The following is an 18,350-nucleotide window of genomic DNA, read 5'->3' as shown; positions in this document are numbered from 1 at the left end:
ATTCCCCGTTCTTCCAGCGACGCCACATCTCGGCGTTCTGCTCGGGCTCCAGCCCTCGATCTTTTCTCGATGTCATTCCGGCCTTTCACAACATGAATCATGTTGCATTGACCGGTTGAGACCACCGGGACCCAGGGCTTCCAAGCTGCGCGCGCCGCGCAGCCGCATGCGCACGCCCTGGATTCCCGCCTGCGCGGGAATGACGGACGTCCGCGTCGCCCCGGTTTCGTCATCCCCGCGGAGGCGGGGAACCAGGGCGTTCAAGCTGCGCGCTGCACGCAGCCGGATGCGCACGCGCCGGATTCCCGCCTGCGCGGGAATGACGGACGGTCCCCTCAGGACTTGTTCGCCTTCTGGAAGCGCTCGAGCTGCTCGTTGCCACGCTCGACCGCGGCGTCCAGCGCTTCCTTGGCGGTCTTCTTGCCGCTCCAGATCTGCTCGGTTTCCTCGTCGATGATGGTGCGGATCTGGTTGTGGTTGCCGATGCGGATGCCGCGCGACTTGTCGGTGACCTTGCGGATCATCTGCGTGACCGCCACGTCCGTGCCCGGCTTCTCCTTGTAGAAGCCGGACTTCTCGGTCAGTGCGTACGACGCCATCGTGATCGGCAGGTAGCCCGTGCGCTTGTGGCTGGCCGATTGCACCTCGGGGCGGGACAGGTAGTTGAAGAAGCTCGCCACGCCCTTGTACGTTTCCGGCTTCTTGCCGTTCATCACCCACAGGCTCGCGCCGCCGATCACCGTGTTCTGCGGCGCGCCGGGAACATCCGGGTAGTAGGGCAGGGTGGAGATGCCGTAGGCGAACTTGGCGTCCTTGGCGACCCGCGAGTACATGCCGGAGGAGCCGGTCTGCATCGCGCATTCGCCGGAGGGGAAGGCGACGTCCGGCTTGTTGTCGCGGCCCTTGTAGACGAACAGCCCCTGCTTGGCCATGTTCGCCAGGTTCTCGAAGTGGCGCACGTGCAGCGGCGAATTGAAGGCGAGCCGGGCGGAGGGCCCGCCGAAGCCATTGTTCTGCGTGGCGAACAGCACGTTGTGCCAGGTCGAGAAGCTCTCCAGCTGGGTCCAGCTGATCCAGCTGGTGGTGAACGGGCACTTGTGGCCGCTTGCCTTCAGGCTGGCCGCGGCGCGGACGACCTCCGGCCAGGTCTTCGGCGGCTTCTCCGGGTCGAGGCCGGCCGCCTTGAAGGCATCCTTGTTGTAGTAGAAGACCGTCGTCGAACTGTTCAACGGAAAGCTGAGCATCTCGCCGTTGGGCGCCGTGTAGTAGCCGGCCACCGCGGAGACGTAGGCCTTCGGGTCGAACTTCGTGCCGCCCATCTTCATCACGTCCGCCACCGGCTTGATGGCACCCTTGGCCGCCATCATCGTCGCCGTGCCCACTTCGTAGACCTGCAGGATGTCGGGCGCGTTGCCGGCGCGGTAGGCGGCCATCGCGGCAGTGAAGGCCTCGCCGTAGGTGCCCTTGTAGGTCGGCACGACCACGTAGTCCTTCTGGCTCGCATTGAATTCCTTGGCGAGGTCGTTGACCCATTCGCCGAGCGGGCCGCTCATCGCATGCCACCACTGGATCTGCACTTGGGCCTGGGCCGGCAACGCGAACGCAGAGGCCAGCGCAAGGGCGCAGAGCTTCAACTTCATGAACTTCTCCTTCGAATTCGGTAGTGTACGGAACCGTTGGCGCGGATTAGACAGAAGGCTCGTCCGTGGCGGCAAGGGGGTTTCCGATAGCCCTTGCGACAGCGCGTTGCTGCACTGCGGTAACATCCCTCTTCAGCCGAAGTTGCATGGTTGGCTGACGTCGCACTGACAAGATGAACGCGCCAACGACACTCGAACAACTCATGGCTGCGGCCGGTGGCGATGCGCCCCGCCTGCGCGAGATCCCGTACAACTACACTTCGTTCTCGGACCGCGAGATCGTGATCCGCGTGCTGGGCTCCCGCGCCTGGGACGTGCTCAATCGCCTGCGCGAGGAACGCCGCACCGGCCGCTCCGCCCGCATGCTGTACGAGGTGCTGGGCGACGTCTGGGTCGTGCAGCGCAATCCCTACCTGCAGGACGACCTGCTCGACAACCCGAAGCGCCGCAAGCTGCTGGTCGAGGCCCTGCACCACCGCCTCACCGAGATCGGCAAGCGCCGCGATCCGCAAGGCGACCCGCAGCGCGATGCCCTGGTGGGCGAACTGCTGCAGGCCGCCGAGCGGGCCGTGCACCGCTTCGATGCCGCCTTCGCTGAAACCGCCGAACTGCGCGCGCGCACCCAGCGCCTGCTGCGCCGCTATACGCGCAAGGACAACATCAAGTTCGACGGCATGTCGCGCGTGTCGCACGTGACCGACGCCACCGACTGGCGGGTCGAATATCCCTTCGTGGTCCTCACGCCCGACACCGAGGCCGAGATGGCGGGCCTGGTGAAGGGCTGCATCGAACTCGGGCTGACCATCATCCCGCGCGGGGGCGGCACCGGCTACACCGGCGGCGCGATCCCGCTGACGTGGAAGAGTGCGGTGATCAACACCGAGAAGCTCGAGGCCATGACGGAGGTCGAGCGCGTCACCGTGCCCGGCCATGCCGAGCCGGTGCCGACGATCTGGACCGAGGCGGGCGTGGTCACGCAGCGCGTCTCCGATGCCGCCGAGCGCGCGGGCTTCGTGTTCGCCGTCGATCCGACCTCCGCCGAGGCGTCCTGCATCGGCGGCAACGTCGCCATGAACGCCGGCGGCAAGAAGGCGGTGCTGTGGGGCACCGCGCTGGACAACCTGCTGTCCTGGCGCATGGTCACGCCCGAAGCGGAGTGGCTCGAGGTCGTGCGCCTCGACCACAACCTGGGCAAGATCCACGACGCGCCGGTCGCCACCTTCGAGCTGCGCTGGTTCGCGGCGGCGAACAAGGTCGACTGGAGCAAGCCCGATCGCACCGAGCGGCTCGAGATCCCCGGCGCGCGCTTCCGCAAGGAAGGCCTGGGCAAGGACGTCACCGACAAGTTCCTCTCAGGCCTGCCGGGCATCCAGAAGGAAGGCTGCGACGGCCTGATCACCAGCGCCCGCTGGGTGGTGCACCGCATGCCGGCGCACACCCGCACGGTGTGCCTCGAGTTCTTCGGCAACGCGCGCGACGCGGTGCCCAGCATCGTGGAGATCAAGGACTTCATGTTCGCCGAGCAGCGCCGCACGGGCACCGTGCTGGCCGGCCTCGAACACCTGGACGACCGCTACCTGCGGGCGGTGGGCTACACGACCAAGTCCAAGCGCGCCGTGCTGCCCAAGATGGTCCTGATCGGCGACATCGCCGGCGACGACCCCGACGCGGTGGCCCGCGCCACCTCCGAGGTCGTGCGGCTGGCCAATTCGCGCAGCGGCGAGGGCTTCATCGCCACCAGCCCGGAGGCGCGCAAGAAATTCTGGCTCGATCGCAAGCGCACGGCGGCGATCAGCAAGCACACCAACGCCTTCAAGATCAACGAGGACGTGGTGATCCCGCTGCCGCGGATGGCGGAATACACCGACGGCATCGAGCGCATCAACATCGAGCTGTCGCTGCGCAACAAGATAGCGCTGGCGAACGAACTCGAGTTCTTCTTCACCCGCGGCAACCTGCCGCTCGGGCGGCAGGACGACGCCGGCGAGATCCCCTCGGCCGAACTGCTGGAAGACCGGGTGCAGCAGGCGATCGCGCTGCTGCGCGAAGTGCGCGCGCAATGGCAGGAGTGGCTTGCCAACGCCGACGCGCTGTTCCCGCAGCTGCAGGACCACACCCTGCGTGCGAGCTGGAAGGTGCAGATCCGCGCGCCGCTGGTGCAGATCTTCTCGGGCAATGCCTTCGCGCCCATCCTGGCCGAGCTGAACGCGATCCACCAGCGGGTGCTCAAGGGCCGCGTGTGGGTGGCGCTGCACATGCACGCCGGCGACGGCAACGTGCACACCAACATCCCCGTCAACAGCGACGACTACGCGATGCTGCAGACGGCGCACGAGGCGGTCAAGCGCATCATGCTGCTGGCGCGCTCGCTCGACGGCGTGATCTCGGGCGAACACGGCATCGGCATCACCAAGCTCGAATTCCTCACCGACGAGGAAATCGCGCCCTTCGCCGAGTACAAGCAGAAGGTCGATCCGCAGGGCCGCTTCAACAAGGGCAAGCTGCTGCGGCCCTCGCTGGCGGGCGAGGTCGACGCGGACACTTCGGTGTATGCCGACCTGACCAACGCCTACACGCCGTCCTTCGGCCTGATGGGGCACGAGTCGATCATCATGCAGCAGTCCGACATCGGCGCCATCGCCGATTCGATCAAGGACTGCCTGCGTTGCGGCAAGTGCAAGCCGGTGTGCGCGACGCACGTGCCCCGCGCCAACCTGCTGTACAGCCCACGCAACAAGATCCTCGCCACCTCGCTGCTGATCGAGGCCTTCCTCTACGAGGAGCAGACGCGCCGCGGCGTCTCGATCAAGCACTGGGAGGAGTTCGAGGACGTCTCCGAACACTGCACGGTGTGCCACAAGTGCGTGAACCCGTGCCCGGTGAACATCGACTTCGGCGACGTGTCGATGAACATGCGCAACCTGCTGCGCAAGATGGGGCAGAAGAGTTTCCGTCCCGGCAGCGCGGCGGCGATGCTGATGCTCAACGCCACCAACCCGCAGTCGATCAAGCTGCTGCGCACCGCCGTCATCGGCGTCGGCTACAAGGCGCAGCGCCTGGGCAATACGCTGATGCGCGGGCTGGCGCATTTCCAGGTCACCGCGCCGCCCGACACGCACATGCCCGCCCCGATCAAGGAGCAGGTGGTCCACTTCGTCAACAAGAAGCTGCCCGGGGGCCTGCCGAACAAGACCTCGCGCGCGCTGCTGGACATCGAGGACCGGAACTACGTGCCCATCATCCGCGACCCGAAGGCGACGACCTCGGAGAGCGAGGCGGTGTTCTACTTCCCGGGCTGCGGTTCCGAGCGCCTGTTCTCGCAGGTGGGGCTGGCGACGCAGGCCATGCTGTGGCATGCCGGCGTGCAGACCGTTCTGCCGCCGGGCTACCTGTGCTGCGGCTACCCGCAGCGCGGCGCCGGCCAGTTCGAGAAGGCCGAGAAGATGATCACCGACAACCGGGTGCTGTTCCACCGGGTGGCCAACACCCTGAACTACCTGGACATCAAGACGGTGGTGGTGTCCTGCGGCACCTGCTACGACCAGCTGCAGGGCTACGAGTTCGACAAGATCTTCCCCGGCTGCCGCATCATCGACATCCACGAGTACCTGCTGGAAAAGGGCATCAAGCTCGAAGGCGCCGGCGGCTACCTGTTCCACGATCCCTGCCATTCGCCGATGAAACTGCAGGAGCCGCTGAAGACGGTGAAGGCGCTGGTCGGCGACAACGTGCGCAAGTCGGAACGCTGCTGCGGCGAGTCCGGCACGCTGGCCGTCGCCCGCCCCGACATCTCGACGCAGGTACGCTTTCGCAAGGAAGAGGAGCTGCGCAAGGACGAAGCGGCGCTGCGCGCCTCCGGTGCGGTCGGCCCCAAGGACAACATCAAGATCCTCACCAGCTGCCCGAGCTGCCTGCAGGGCATGCACCGCTACAACCACGACCTGCAGAACGGCCTGCTGGAGGCCGACTACATCGTCGTGGAGATGGCCAACAAGATCCTGGGCGCCGACTGGATGAAGGAGTACGTGCGGGCCGCCAACGAGGGCGGCATCGAGCGGGTGCTGGTATGAGCATCGCCTGTGCCTTGTGCGATGCGCCGGGCGGCCGGGTGGTCCTTCAGGCGCCGCACTGGCGCATCGTCCATGCGCAGGAGGCCGGCTTCCCGGCCTTCTACCGCCTGGTGTGGCAGCAGCACGTGCGCGAGTTCTCGCAGCTGGCGCCGGCCGACCGTGCGGAGTGCATGGAGACCCTGGTCGTGATGGAGCAGGCCATGCTGCGGCACCTGCAGCCGGAGAAGGTCAACCTGGCGGCGCTCGGCAACGCGGTGCCGCACCTGCACTGGCACGTGATCGGCCGCTACACCTGGGACAGCCACTTCCCCGGCGCCGTCTGGGCGCAGCCGCAGCGCAGCGAGGATCCGGCGCGGCTGCAGGCGCTCGAAGCCCGCCTGCCGGCGTTCGAGCAGGAGTTGCTGGGCGCGCTGCCGCAGCGCCCCTGAAAATCCGCCGCGCCGCGTGACATCCGGCACGACGGCGGCGCGCACTCCTCCAGGCGGGCCACCTCCGGCTCTGCGGCAACCGTGTATAACCGTCCGGTCAAGCGATCCGGTGGCAACGCCGGTCTCCGGAGGTACGTCATGCGCGCCGCGCAACTTGCATTCCAGTGGCTTGCATCCGTCGCCACTGCCGGCTTGCTGCTGGCCGCCCCCGTCCAGGCGCAGACGTCCGCAGGGGAGGTCGAATTCGCACGCGGCGTCGGCTTTGCGCAGACCCCCGGCGAGACGCCCCGGACGCTGGGCCGCGGCCTGCCACTGAAGGAAGGCGATCGCCTGACCACCGCGGAAGGCGCCTCCGCCATCGTCCGGCTGGCCGACGGCACGCGCATGACGATCCGCCCCAAGTCCGAAATCGTCCTGCAGCAGGTCCAGTTCCGCGACAAGGCCCCGGACAACGGCTTGCTCCTGCAGATGGTGCGCGGCGGCTTGCGGGCCGTCACCGGGCTGATTTCCAAGGGCTCGCCGGATGCCGCGCGCATCCAGACCCCCAGCGCCACGATCGGCATCCGCGGCACCGACTTCGATGCCCGGCTGTGCGCGCGCGATTGCGGCACCGAGTCGGCCGCCGTGCCGGAGACCGCGCGGCCGAACGCGGTCCAGGCCAGCGCCAAGGTGGTCGTGGCGCAGGGCGAGGTCTTCGCCATCGACGGCGCCGGCCAGCGCCGGCGACTGGTGGAAGGCGGCAGCATCTATCCCGGCGACCTGGTCGAAACGGCGCGTGGCGCCCAGGCGGTGCTGGCCTTTCGCGACGAATCGCGGGTGACGCTCGGTTCGCAGACGCGCTTTCGCCTCGACAACTTCGTCTACGACGAGCAGAACCCGGGCGAGGGCCGCTTCCTCGCCTCCATCCTGCGCGGCACCGTGCGCGCGCTCACCGGGCTGATCGCCCGGGCCAACAACCGCAACGTCGGCTTCAGCAGCGCCACGGCGAGCATTGGCATCCGCGGCACCGGCTTCGATGTCCTGTGCACGGGGACGTGCGCCGGTGACGTCGCCGCTGCCGACAGCGAAGGCTTCACGGTGTGGACCTGGCTCGGCGCCATCGCGGTGATGCAGCAGGGCCAGACCGCATTGCAGGTGCTGCAGGCCGGCCAGGGCCTGTTCATCCCGGCCTCGGGCGTGGTCCAGCCGGTCACCAGCCAGCCGCTGGTGGAAGGCGCGCGTCCCGACCAGGTGAGCGTGCCGGCCAACCTGTTCGCCACCCGCGGCCTGTCGGACGCCGAGGAGGGCCTGTTCGTGTTCGTGCGCGAGGGCGACGTCGACATCGCCAGCGCGCGTGAAGTGCTGCACCTGGGCCGCGGCGAGGCGGGCTTCGCCGGCCCCGGCGGCGAGACCGCGCGGCCGACGCTGATCCCGAAGTTCATCGAGTTCGACCGCATGCCGCTGCCCAGCGCGCGCAATCCCATGGTGGCGACGGTGCTCACCGAGTCGGGCATCCGCAGCAGCAACGTCTGCAGGTAGCAAGCCGCCATTGACCGTCGCCGCAGCGGCGGATGACAAACACCGGGGCCACCGCCACAATGGCCGGCCGAGAGAAGAACGAGAGCGCGAAGAAACATGAGACGATGCATTGCCCTGGCGCCGGCTGCGCGGCTGTCCCCGCGCGCGCTCGCGGCGCTCGGCGCACTTGCGGCGTTGGCGGCCGGCCCGGCCGGTGCGCAACCATCCTCCGCTGCCGCGCCCGTGCGCCCCAGTCCGCCCATGGCGCAAGCGGCCCCTCCGGTGGTGTTCCCCCTGCGCGGCTTCCAGCTCGAAGGCGAGAACCCGATCGGCGAGTCGGCCGCGCAGCGCGTGCTGGCCCCCTTCCTGCGGCCGGACGCGACGCTGCAGACCCTGCAGCAGGCCACGGCCGCCCTCGAGGCGGCCTTTCGCGCGGCCGGCTTCGGGCTGCACCGCGTCGCCCTGCCGCCGCAGGAGGTCGGGCAGACGGTCCGGCTCTCGATCGTGAAGTTCGCGCTCGGCAAGGTGCAGATCGAAGGACGGCAGATCTACGACGAGGAGAACATCCGCCGCACCCTGCCGGAACTGCGCGCCGGCGAAAGCCCGAATTTCAGGCGCCTGGCGGTGCAGACCGCCATCGCCAACGAGAACCCGAACAAGCAGGTGCAGGTGGGGCTGCATGAATCCGAAGAGCCGGACAGGATCGACGCGACGATCGCCGTGCGCGAGCAGCGGCCCTGGACGCTCGGCCTGTGGGCCTCGAACGCGGGCTCGGCGGCGACCGGCCGCGACCGCGTGACCCTCACCGCCGGCCACACCAACCTGTTCAACCGCGACCACCAGTTCATCGGCGCCTACACCACCTCCCTGCAGCGCACCAGCGACGTCCGGCAACTGGGCCTCGCGTACAAGGTGCCGCTGTACGCCGCCGGCACCGTGATCGGCGCCAGCTACACGCGCTCCGACGTCGTGGGCAACTTCGGCGCCTTTTCCAGCACCGGCGCCGGCCACACGCTGGGCCTGAGCACCACCGTCTACCTGCCGCCGCAGGGCGCGCGCCGCAGCTACGTGAGCCTCGGCCTGGACGACCGCGTGTTCGACGCTGCCAGGATCAACGACATCGTCGCACCCGACGCGCTCGACCGCCGCAGCCGCCCGGTCAGCGTCGGCTACACCGCGCGCACCGAGACCGACCGCTCCGCCTACGGCTACAACGTGGAGCTCGCCGCCAACACCGGGGCCGGCGCGCACAACGACCTGGCTTCCTACCGCAGCGAGGATCCGCGCATCACCACCGTCCACTGGAAGGCCCTGCGCGGTGGCGCCAGCTACACCGCGCCGCTGGCGCAGGCGTGGCTGTGGTCCGCCCGCACGGTGTTCCAGTACAGCCCCGACGTGCTGATTTCCGGCGAGCAGTTCGGCCTCGGCGGCCTGGGGTCCGTGCGCGGCACCGACATCGAGCGGCCGATCTCGGGCGACAAGGGCATTTCCGCCACGGTCGAAGTGAGCACGCCGGAACTCCTCGCCGGGCTGCGGCTGCTCGGGTTCCTGGACGCGGGGTATCTCTGGAACAACAGTCCCGACGCCTTCGCCAGGCCCGCCTCGGACCGGCTGGCGAGCGTCGGCGTGGGGCTGCGCTACGCGGCGGGCGGCTTCGGCGCCTCGCTCGACTACGGTCGGCTGGTCCAGGGCAGCAAGGTGCCGCCGGCGCTCAATTCCAACGCGCCGCAGGACGGCGACGACCGTTTCTATATCAACCTCTCGTATCGTTTCTAAGACGTTTGAACGGCCGCGCTGCGCTTAAACTGGCGGCATGGCCGGTTTGCGCAGCGAGACTCCTTCCCCCGAATCCATCACCCTGCATGGCGCCTCGCGCGTGCTGGAGGTCGGCTTTTCCGACGGTTCGGCGTACCGCATCCCCTTCGAGCTGATGCGCGTGTATTCGCCTTCCGCGGAAGTGCAGGGCCACGGCCCCGGCCAGGAGGTGCTGCAGACGGGCAAGCGCAACGTCGACGTCCTGGAACTCGAGCCGGTCGGCAATTACGGCGTCAAGCCGGTGTTCTCCGACGGCCACGACAGCGGCATCTTCTCGTGGGACTACCTGTATTACCTGGGCTCGCAGCAGGCCCAGCTCTGGCAGGAGTACGAACGCCGGCTGCAGGAAGCCGGCGCCGACCGCGACGCCGCCATGCCGGCCAAGCCCGCGCCTTCCTGCGGCCACTGAGGACGGCGAACCCATGAGCGAGACCCACTTCGGCTTCCAGACCGTCGACGAGCGGGAGAAGGCGCGGCGCGTGCGCAGCGTGTTCGATTCCGTCGCCCCCAGCTACGACGTGATGAACGACCTGATGTCGCTCGGGCTGCACCGGGCCTGGAAGGCCTACACGGTCCTGGTGGCGGACCTGAAGCCCGGCCAGCGCGTGCTGGACATCGCGGGCGGCACCGGCGACCTGGCGCAGGCCTTCGCGCGCAAGGTCGGTGCTAGCGGAATGGTCGTGCACACGGACATCAACGCATCCATGCTGCGCGTCGGACGCGACCGTCTGCTCGATGCCGGCCTCGTCCTGCCCACCGTGGTCTGCGACGCGGAGAAACTGCCGTTCGCCAGGGACAGCTTCGACCGGGTCAGCGTCGGCTTCGGCCTGCGCAACATGACCCACAAGGACAAGGCCCTGGCGGAGATGTTCCGGGTGCTCAAGCCCGGCGGCAAGCTGCTGGTGCTGGAATTCTCCAAGGTGGCGCGGCCGCTGGAGAAGGCTTACGACTGGTATTCGTTCAACGTGCTGCCGCGGCTGGGCCGCTTCATCGCCCGGGACGAGGCCAGCTACCGCTACCTGGCCGAGTCGATCCGCATGCATCCCGGCCAGGAGGAGCTCAAGGCCATGATGAAGATGGCCGGCTTCGGCCACGTGGACTACCACAACCTGACGGTGGGCGTCGCGGCCCTCCACGTTGGAATCAAGTGCTGAGCCCCCACCTGGGCAGGCAAAGGAGTGCGACCATGAAGTTCTGGACCGTGATGCTGGCGATGGCCCTGACCCTCGGCACGATGGACGCCGAAGCGGCACGCCGCTTCGGCGGCGGTGGCTCGTTCGGCCGCCAGTCCCCGAACGTGACGCAGCGGCAGGCGACGCCACCGGCCGTGGCGCCGGCGCCCTCGAGCGTCCAGCCGCAGCGCAGCCCGAGCGCGCAGCCGGGCGCCGCGGCGGCCGCGCAGCAGCCGGCCCGCAGCCGCTGGGGCGGCATGCTCGGCGGCCTCGCCGCCGGCCTGGGCCTCGCCTGGCTGGCGCACTCGCTGGGGCTGGGCGCCGGCTTCGGCCAGTTCCTGCTGTTCGCGCTGCTGGCGCTGGTGATCATGGCCGTGTTCGGCATGATGCGCGCGCGGCGCCAGCACGCTGCGCAGGGCTACGCGTACCCGGGATCGGGCTCCAGCGCCGACGCTCCCGCGTCGCTGCGCCAGTACAACCCGGCCAAGGTGGGCAACGATGCCTCGGCCCGGCCGTGGGAATCCACCTTCGGCGCCGAACACCCGGCCCCGCCCGCGGCGAGCGGCGTGCGCATCGGCTCCGGGCTGCAAGGCCAGGGCGACCCGCTGGCGGGCTCGCAGAACTGGGGCGTGCCGGCAGGCTTCGACACCGAAGGTTTCCTGCAGGCCGCCAAGCGCAACTTCAACACGCTGCAAGGCGCCTGGGACCGCGGCGAGATGAGCACTCTGCGCAGCATGATGACCGACGAGATGCTGGGCGAAGTGCGCAAGCAGATGGCCGAGCGCGAGCGCGAAGGGCAGGGCGCGCCCCAGAGCACCGAGGTCGTCATGCTGGAAGCGCAGTTGCTCGGCATCGAGGAACTCGCCACCGAGTACATGGCCAGCGTGGAGTTCTCCGGCATGATCCGCGAAGAGCCTTCCGCCGGCCCGGCGCCCTTCCGCGAAGTGTGGAACATGATCAAGCCCAAGGACGGCAGCGCGGGCTGGCTGGTGGCGGGCGTGCAGGCGCTGCAATGAGGTGCGGCGTTGAGCGTTGAGCGTTGAGCGAGGAGACAAAACACGCCCAACGCCGAACGCTCAACGCTCAACGGATAATCGGGGGATGGCCACACCATCCCCCGCATCGTTTCTGGACCAGCTGTTCGATCGCGCTGGCAAGCTCCTGCAGCCGCCGCCGTGGATGGTGCAGGAGACGCAACGCCGCCTCGTGCTGACGCTCAACCACGTGCTGCAGCAGGAGCCGGAGGCGCAGGCGCGCCTGAAACGGCAGGCCGGCCGGCTGGTCGAGGCGCACTGGCGCGGCTTCAGCGTGCGCCTGCAGGCCACGCCGGCGGGGCTGCTGGACCTCGGCCCGATCACGCAGAACCCTGACCTCACGCTGACGCTCACCGACGAGTCCCCGTTCTCGATCGCGCAAAGCGCCCTGCGCGGCGAGAAGCCGGCCGTGCGCATCGCCGGCGACGTGCAACTCGCCGCGGAAGTGCAGTGGCTGGTCGACCACGTCCGCTGGGACCTGGAAGAGGACCTGGCGCGCATCGTCGGCGACGCGCCGGCGCACGCGGTGGCCACCGTGGCGCGGCGCATGGTCGAGGCCGTGCGCGGCTTCGTCGGCCGCGGCGGCGCGGCAGCGGCGGCGCCCGGCACGCCTGGTGCGCCCGGGACACCCGAGGGCCCTAGCGCGCCGGGGCAGGCCGGCGGATGACGCGCTACCTGCGCGCGGCCTTCATCCTCTGGGTGATCCTGCGCTACGGGCTGGACGAGCTGGCGCTCTCCGGCTTCCGCGTCACGCGCGGGCTGGCGCGGATCGTCCGGCTCGGGCGCCGCCTCGATGCGCCGCGCGGCCAGCGCCTGCGCCAGGCCTTCGAGCACCTGGGGCCGATCTTCGTCAAGTTCGGCCAGGTGCTGTCGACCCGGCGCGACCTGCTGCCGCAGGACATCGCGGACGAACTCTCGCTGCTGCAGGACCGGGTGCCGCCGTTCCCGTCCGAGGTGGCGGTGGCCATGATCGAGCGGGCCTTCCGCCGCCCCATCGACACCATCTTCGAGAGCTTCGAGCGCGAGCCGGTCGCCAGCGCCTCGATCGCGCAGGTGCACTTCGCCACCCTGCGCCTGCGCACCGGCGAGCTCAAGCAGGTCGCCGTCAAGGTGCTGCGGCCGGGCGTGCTGCCGGTCATCGACAAGGACCTCGACCTGATGCGCATGATGGCGCGCTGGGTCGAGCGCGTCTCGTACGACGCCCGCCGCCTGAAGCCGCGCGAGGTGGTCGCCGAGTTCGACAAGTACCTGCACGACGAACTCGACCTGGTGCGCGAGGCCGCCAATGCCGCGCAGCTGCGCCGCAACATGTCGAGCCTGCACCTGGTGCTGATCCCGGAGATGTACTGGGACTTCGTGCACCCGGAAGTGATCGTGATGGAGCGCATGTACGGCGTTCCGATCAGCCAGGTCGACCGCCTGGTCGCCGCCGGGGTGGACCTGCGCCAGCTGGCCCGCGACGGCGTGACCATCTTCTTCACCCAGGTGTTCCGCGACGGCTTCTTCCACGCCGACATGCACCCGGGCAACATCCAGGTGAGCCTCGCCCAGGGCACCTTCGGGCGCTACATCTCGCTGGACTTCGGGATCATCGGCACCCTGACGGAATACGACAAGGAATACCTGGCCCAGAACTTCACGGCCTTCTTCCGCCGCGACTACAAGCGCGTGGCCGAACTGCACATCGAGTCGGGCTGGGTCCCGCCGGGCACCCGCGTGGACGAACTGGAGGGCGCGGTGCGCACGGTCTGCGAGCCGTACTTCGACCGCCCACTCAAGGAGATCTCGCTGGGCATGGTGCTGATGCGCCTGTTCCAGATGTCGCGCCGCTTCAACGTCGACATCCAGCCGCAGCTGGTGCTGCTGCAGAAGACGCTGCTGAACATCGAGGGCCTGGGCCGCCAGCTCGACCCGAACCTGGACCTGTGGAACACCGCCAAGCCCTTCCTCGAGCGCTGGATGCTGGACCAGGTCGGCCCGCACAAGCTGTGGGAGGAACTGCGCGACCAGGCGCCGCGCTACGCCAAGATCCTGCCCGAGCTGCCGCACCTGATCCACAAGTACCTGCGGCGCGAAGAAAGGCTGCTGCGCCACGAGTCCGACGAACTGATGGCGGAACTCAAGCGGACCAACCGGCTCCTGCAGGGCATCATTTATGGCGGCGTGGGTTTCGCTCTGGGCCTGGTCGTGATGCAATTCGTGGTGCGCATCCGGCTGTTCTGAACAGGGGCCCCGGTTCCCCCCATAATGCTCGGCAGTCGCCGCGCGCCGCCCGCCGCGGCTGCATGCCTGACCAGACCGGAGAGTTCCCATCATGTTGATGGCCTTCATCGCCCTTTACCTGCTGGCGTCCATCGGCATCGGCCTGTACGCCGCCACCCGCGTGAGCAACACGGCGGATTACGCGGTGGCCGGCCGCAGCCTGCCGCTGGCGGTGGTGGTCGCCACCACCTTCGCCACCTGGTTCGGCTCCGAAACCGTGCTCGGGATCTCGTCCCGCTTCGTCTCCGGCAACCTGGGTGCCGTCGTGGAAGACCCGTTCGGCGCCTCCATGTGCCTGATCCTGGTGGGCCTGTTCTTCGCGCGCAAGCTGTACCAGCGCAACCTGATCACGCTGGGCGACTACTACCGCCAGCGCTTCGGCCGCACGATCGAGGTGATCTGCTCGGTCGTCATCCTCCTGAGCTACCTGGGATGGGTGGCGGCGCAGATCACGGCGCTGGGGCTGGTGTTCCACCTGCTGATGCCCGAGCACGTGTCGATGGTCGGGGGGATGATGATCGGCACCGGGATCGTCCTGGTCTACACGCTGTTCGGCGGCATGTGGTCCGTGGCCCTCACCGACTTCGTGCAGATGATCGTCATCGCCGCGGGCCTGCTCGCCATCGCCTGGTTCGCCGCCACCCTGGCCGGCGGCGCCGGCAAGGTGGTGGACTACGCCGTGCGGGAGGGCAAGTTCCATTTCTTCCCGGAGGGCGGCAGCCGCGAGTGGATCTTCTTCTTCGCCGCCGCGATCACGATGATGCTCGGCTCGATTCCGCAGCAGGACGTGTTCCAGCGCGTCATGTCGGCGAAGGACGCGCAGACGGCGGTGCGCGGCCCGGTGATCGGCGGCTCGCTCTACTTCCTGTTCGCGCTGGTGCCCATGTTCATCGTCACGGCCTCGGTCCTGGTGATGGGCGACCAGGCGACCGCGTTGCTGAAGGACGACCCGCAGCAGGTGCTGCCCACCCTGGTGATGACCAGGATGCCGGTGCTGCTGCAGGTCGCCTTCTTCGGCGCGCTGCTGTCTGCCATCATGTCCACGGCGTCGGCCACGCTGCTGGCGCCGAGCACCACCTTCGTGGAAAACATCCTGCGCAACATGCGCCCTGGCATGAACGACGCGCAGACGCTGAAGGCGATGCGGCTGACGGTGCTGGTGTTCACCGCGCTGGTGCTGGCCTACGCGATTTCCATGCAGGGAACCTCGATCTACGAGCTGGTTTCCGGGGCCTACCAGGTGCCGCTGGTGGGTGCCTTCACGCCACTGGTGTTCGGCCTGTACTGGAAGCGGGCGACGACGCAAGGGGCGCTCGCCTCCGTGGTCCTGGGCCTGGGAACCTGGCTGTTCTTCATGGGCAGCCCGGAGCTGGCGGCGGCTTTTCCGCAGCAGCTCGCGGGCCTGCTCGGGGCCCTGGTCGGCATGGTCGGCGGCTCGCTGGCGCCGCAGTGGGTGGCGAACCACACCGGCCACGTGCACCACTTCGAAGGCAGCACGCAGGGCGGCGGCCAGGTCGCCTGAGGCCGGGCACTCCGGCCGCGCGGGGTTGAGTTCCGCCCTGCCGACTATAATTGAGGGCTTTGATCAGACCTCCTGACCTAGCCATGCCCATCTACGCTTACAAGTGCGGCTCCTGTGGCCATGCCAAGGACGTTCTGCAGAAGATTTCCGATCCCGCGCTGAGCACCTGCCCCGCGTGCGGGGCCGACCAGTTCGCCAAGCAGATCACGGCCGCGGGCTTCCAGCTCAAGGGCTCGGGTTGGTACGCGACCGATTTCCGCGGCGGCAGCACGGCCAAGCCCGCGGACAAGCCGGCCGAAGGCGGCAAGACCGAAGGCGGCAAGACCGAGGGCACGCCGGCGCCTGCCGCGAAGCCGGATGCGCCCGCTGCATCCGCGGCGGGCTGCGGCGGCTCCTGCGCCTGCCACTAAGACGTCGATGCACGCCCTGCGCAAGTGGCTGCTGGCGGGGCTGCTCGTCATGGTTCCGGTGGCCGTCACGGTCGCCGTGCTGCGCTGGGTCATCGACACGCTCGACCAGACGTTGCTGATCCTGCCCGCCGACTGGCGGCCGGAGCAGGTGCTGGGCATGCGCATCCCGGGGCTCGGCGTGGTGCTCACGCTGGCCATCCTGCTGCTGGTGGGCGCGATCGCCAGCAACTTCGTCGGCAAGAAGCTCGTCAACTTCGGTGACCGCGTGGTCGCGCGCATCCCGGTGGTGCGCGGCATCTATTCCAGTGTCAAGCAGGTCTCCGACACCCTGTTCTCCGAAAGCGGCAATGCCTTCCGCACCGCGGTGCTGGTGCAGTGGCCGCGCGCGGACGTCTGGACCATCGCCTTCGTGACCGGCACGCCCGGCGGCGACGTCACCACCTACCTGCGCGGCGACGAATACGTCAGCGTCTACGTGCCCACCACGCCGAACCCCACCGGCGGCTATTTCGTGATGCTGCGCAAGAGCGATTGCATCGAACTCAAGATGAGCGTCGACGAGGCGCTCAAGTACGTCGTTTCGATGGGCGTCGTCTCGCCCAGAATCATCACCTGAACCCGAAGAAGGACGCGGCGCCGCAAGGTGGCCGCGGGATGTCCGTGACTGCTCAATCCATGCGTACCACCTATTGCGGCCTGGTGACCGAAGCCCTGCTGGGCCAGACCGTCACCCTGTGCGGCTGGGTGAACCGCCGCCGCGACCATGGCGGCGTGATCTTCGTCGACCTGCGCGACCGCGAAGGCTACGTGCAGGTGGTGTGCGACCCGGACCGGCCGGAGATGTTCAAGACGGCCGAAGGCCTGCGCAACGAGTTCTGCATCCAGGTCAAGGGCCTGGTGCGCGCCCGCCCCGCCGGCACCAGCAACGAGAACCTCAAGAGCGGCAGGATCGAGGTGCTGTGCCACGAGCTCACGGTGCTGAACCCCTCGGTCACGCCGCCGTTCCAGCTCGATGACGAGAACCTCTCGGAGACCACGCGGCTGATGCACCGCGTGCTGGACCTGCGCCGCCCGTACATGCAGAACAACCTGATGCTGCGCTACCGGGTGACGATGGAAGTGCGCAAGTTCATGGACGCCAACGGCTTCATCGACATCGAGACGCCGATGCTGACCAAGTCCACCCCCGAAGGCGCGCGTGACTACCTGGTGCCCTCGCGCGTGCACGATGGCATGTTCTTCGCGCTGCCGCAGTCGCCGCAGCTGTTCAAGCAGCTGCTGATGGTGTCCGGCTTCGACCGCTACTACCAGATCACCAAGTGCTTCCGCGACGAGGACCTGCGCGCCGACCGCCAGCCCGAGTTCACGCAGATCGACGTCGAGACCTCCTTCATGCTGGAGGAAGAGATCCGCGCGATGTTCGAGGGCATGATCCGCAGCACGTTCAAGAACGTCATCAACGTCGACCTGCCGCCCTTCCCGGTCATGAAGCACGCCGATGCCATGCGCCTGTACGGCTCCGACAAGCCGGACCTGCGCGTGAAGCTGGAGTTCACCGAGCTGACCGACGTCATGAAGGACGTCGACTTCAAGGTGTTCTCGGGTCCGGCGAATGCGGAGGACGGCCGCGTGGTCGGCCTGCGCGTGCCGGCCGGCGCGGAAATGAGCCGCGGCGAGATCGACGGCTACACCGAGTTCGTGAAGATCTACGGCGCCAAGGGCCTGGCCTGGGTGAAGGTCAACGACGCCGGCACCGGCCGTGAAGGCCTGCAGTCGCCGATCGTGAAGAACCTGCACGACCGCGCGATCGCCGAGATCCTGGCGCGCACCGGTGCCCAGAACGGCGACCTGATCTTCTTCGGCGCCGACAAGGCCAAGGTCGTGAACGACTCGATCGGCGCCCTGCGCGTGAAGGTCGGCCACAGCGAATTCGGCAAGACGCACGGCCTGACCGAAGGCCAGTGGCAGCCGCTGTGGGTGGTGGACTTCCCGATGTTCGAGTTCGACGAGGACGCGCAGCGCTGGAATGCGGTGCACCACCCGTTCACCTCGCCCAAGGACGGCCACGAGGACTGGCTGGAGACCGACCCCGGCCGCTGCCTGGCCAAGGCCTATGACGCGGTGCTCAATGGCATCGAGCTCGGGGGCGGCTCGGTGCGGATCCACCGCGAGGACGTGCAGAGCAAGGTGTTCCGCGCGCTGAAGATCGGCGAAGAGGAAGCCAAGGCGAAGTTCGGCTTCCTGCTGGACGCGCTGCAATACGGTGCGCCGCCGCACGGCGGCATCGCCATCGGCCTGGACCGCTTCGTGATGCTGATGACCGGCGCCGAATCGCTGCGCGACGTGATCGCCTTCCCGAAGACCCAGCGCGCGCAGGACCTGCTGACGCAGGCCCCCGGCCCGGTCGACGAGAAGCAGCTGCGCGAACTGCACATCCGCCTGCGCAATGCTGCTGCGGCGGGGCAGTAAGGCGAAAGGGCTTTAGCCGTCATCCCCGCGC

Annotated in this window: 14 protein-coding genes; 13 read left to right on the top strand and 1 reads right to left on the bottom strand. The window is 68.4% G+C overall.

Going from position 1 to position 18,350, the window contains the following annotated elements; genetic code table 11:
- Positions 1–335: 335 nt before the first annotated feature.
- Positions 336–1,640: a sn-glycerol-3-phosphate ABC transporter substrate-binding protein UgpB gene (gene ugpB, locus JI746_RS14670; RefSeq protein ID WP_201690436.1), complete on the bottom strand. Its 1,305-nt coding sequence runs from the start codon at positions 1,638–1,640 to the stop codon at positions 336–338.
- A gap of 173 nt (positions 1,641–1,813) precedes the next feature.
- Between ugpB and JI746_RS14665 the strand changes: the two genes are divergently transcribed.
- The 13 genes from JI746_RS14665 (at position 1,814) to aspS (ending at position 18,319) form a co-directional block, all read left to right on the top strand.
- Positions 1,814–5,710, top strand: coding sequence for a DUF3683 domain-containing protein (locus tag JI746_RS14665; RefSeq protein ID WP_201690435.1), 3,897 nt, complete (start codon positions 1,814–1,816; stop codon positions 5,708–5,710).
- Positions 5,707–6,138, top strand: a complete 432-nt coding sequence (locus tag JI746_RS14660) for an HIT family protein (protein WP_201690434.1) — start codon at positions 5,707–5,709, stop codon at positions 6,136–6,138. The genes JI746_RS14665 and JI746_RS14660 overlap by 4 nt, the downstream gene beginning before the upstream one ends.
- Before the next feature lie 138 nt (positions 6,139–6,276).
- The gene (locus JI746_RS14655) at positions 6,277–7,656 is read left to right on the top strand and encodes a FecR family protein (protein WP_201690433.1); all 1,380 of its coding nucleotides are present in this window, start codon (positions 6,277–6,279) and stop codon (positions 7,654–7,656) included.
- A gap of 240 nt (positions 7,657–7,896) precedes the next feature.
- Positions 7,897–9,411 (top strand): ShlB/FhaC/HecB family hemolysin secretion/activation protein, encoded by a 1,515-nt coding sequence (locus tag JI746_RS14650; RefSeq protein ID WP_201690432.1) that lies wholly within the window; start codon positions 7,897–7,899, stop codon positions 9,409–9,411.
- A 37-nt stretch (positions 9,412–9,448) separates the two neighbouring features.
- Positions 9,449–9,859, top strand: coding sequence for a gamma-butyrobetaine hydroxylase-like domain-containing protein (locus JI746_RS14645; protein ID WP_201690431.1), 411 nt, complete (start codon positions 9,449–9,451; stop codon positions 9,857–9,859).
- 13 nt (positions 9,860–9,872) lie between these two features.
- Positions 9,873–10,604 carry a bifunctional demethylmenaquinone methyltransferase/2-methoxy-6-polyprenyl-1,4-benzoquinol methylase UbiE gene (gene ubiE, locus JI746_RS14640; protein ID WP_201690430.1) on the top strand — a complete coding sequence of 244 codons (732 nt, stop codon included), beginning with the start codon at positions 9,873–9,875 and terminating at the stop codon, positions 10,602–10,604.
- Positions 10,605–10,636: 32 nt separating this feature from the next.
- Positions 10,637–11,638 (top strand): Tim44 domain-containing protein, encoded by a 1,002-nt coding sequence (locus JI746_RS14635; RefSeq protein WP_201690428.1) that lies wholly within the window; start codon positions 10,637–10,639, stop codon positions 11,636–11,638.
- Between the two features lie 85 nt (positions 11,639–11,723).
- Complete coding sequence (locus JI746_RS14630) at positions 11,724–12,323, top strand: hypothetical protein (protein ID WP_201690426.1); 600 nt, start codon at positions 11,724–11,726, stop codon at positions 12,321–12,323.
- Positions 12,320–13,879, top strand: a complete 1,560-nt coding sequence (gene ubiB, locus JI746_RS14625; protein WP_201690424.1) for a ubiquinone biosynthesis regulatory protein kinase UbiB — start codon at positions 12,320–12,322, stop codon at positions 13,877–13,879. Before JI746_RS14630 ends, ubiB begins: the two co-directional genes overlap by 4 nt.
- A gap of 91 nt (positions 13,880–13,970) precedes the next feature.
- The gene (locus tag JI746_RS14620; RefSeq protein WP_201690422.1) at positions 13,971–15,440 is read left to right on the top strand and encodes a sodium:solute symporter family protein; all 1,470 of its coding nucleotides are present in this window, start codon (positions 13,971–13,973) and stop codon (positions 15,438–15,440) included.
- A gap of 83 nt (positions 15,441–15,523) precedes the next feature.
- A complete protein-coding gene (locus tag JI746_RS14615; protein WP_201690420.1) occupies positions 15,524–15,850 on the top strand; it encodes an FmdB family zinc ribbon protein in 327 nt (108 codons plus the stop codon).
- 7 nt (positions 15,851–15,857) lie between these two features.
- Positions 15,858–16,466, top strand: coding sequence for a DUF502 domain-containing protein (locus tag JI746_RS14610; RefSeq protein ID WP_201690419.1), 609 nt, complete (start codon positions 15,858–15,860; stop codon positions 16,464–16,466).
- Positions 16,467–16,525: 59 nt separating this feature from the next.
- Positions 16,526–18,319 (top strand): aspartate--tRNA ligase, encoded by a 1,794-nt coding sequence (gene aspS / locus JI746_RS14605; protein ID WP_201690418.1) that lies wholly within the window; start codon positions 16,526–16,528, stop codon positions 18,317–18,319.
- The last annotated feature ends 31 nt before the right edge of the window (positions 18,320–18,350 follow it).

Origin of the sequence: Ramlibacter alkalitolerans, from assembly GCF_016722765.1 — a bacterium.
Classification (GTDB): Bacteria; Pseudomonadota; Gammaproteobacteria; order Burkholderiales; family Burkholderiaceae_C; genus Ramlibacter; species Ramlibacter alkalitolerans.
This window is presented reverse-complemented; position numbering and strand designations above follow the sequence as displayed.

What these genes read in the sequence shown, in the direction of transcription:
- ubiB (WP_201690424.1), top strand. Translation starts at nt 12,320, where the DNA reads ATGACGCGCTACCTGCGCGCGGCCTTCATCCTCTGGGTGATCCTGCGC.
- ugpB (WP_201690436.1), bottom strand. Translation starts at nt 1,640, where the DNA reads ATGAAGTTGAAGCTCTGCGCCCTTGCGCTGGCCTCTGCGTTCGCGTTG.
- JI746_RS14615 (WP_201690420.1), top strand. Translation starts at nt 15,524, where the DNA reads ATGCCCATCTACGCTTACAAGTGCGGCTCCTGTGGCCATGCCAAGGAC.
- JI746_RS14610 (WP_201690419.1), top strand. Translation starts at nt 15,858, where the DNA reads ATGCACGCCCTGCGCAAGTGGCTGCTGGCGGGGCTGCTCGTCATGGTT.
- JI746_RS14635 (WP_201690428.1), top strand. Translation starts at nt 10,637, where the DNA reads ATGAAGTTCTGGACCGTGATGCTGGCGATGGCCCTGACCCTCGGCACG.
- JI746_RS14650 (WP_201690432.1), top strand. Translation starts at nt 7,897, where the DNA reads ATGGCGCAAGCGGCCCCTCCGGTGGTGTTCCCCCTGCGCGGCTTCCAG.
- JI746_RS14620 (WP_201690422.1), top strand. Translation starts at nt 13,971, where the DNA reads ATGTTGATGGCCTTCATCGCCCTTTACCTGCTGGCGTCCATCGGCATC.
- JI746_RS14630 (WP_201690426.1), top strand. Translation starts at nt 11,724, where the DNA reads ATGGCCACACCATCCCCCGCATCGTTTCTGGACCAGCTGTTCGATCGC.
- aspS (WP_201690418.1), top strand. Translation starts at nt 16,526, where the DNA reads ATGCGTACCACCTATTGCGGCCTGGTGACCGAAGCCCTGCTGGGCCAG.
- JI746_RS14645 (WP_201690431.1), top strand. Translation starts at nt 9,449, where the DNA reads ATGGCCGGTTTGCGCAGCGAGACTCCTTCCCCCGAATCCATCACCCTG.
- JI746_RS14655 (WP_201690433.1), top strand. Translation starts at nt 6,277, where the DNA reads ATGCGCGCCGCGCAACTTGCATTCCAGTGGCTTGCATCCGTCGCCACT.
- ubiE (WP_201690430.1), top strand. Translation starts at nt 9,873, where the DNA reads ATGAGCGAGACCCACTTCGGCTTCCAGACCGTCGACGAGCGGGAGAAG.
- JI746_RS14660 (WP_201690434.1), top strand. Translation starts at nt 5,707, where the DNA reads ATGAGCATCGCCTGTGCCTTGTGCGATGCGCCGGGCGGCCGGGTGGTC.
- JI746_RS14665 (WP_201690435.1), top strand. Translation starts at nt 1,814, where the DNA reads ATGAACGCGCCAACGACACTCGAACAACTCATGGCTGCGGCCGGTGGC.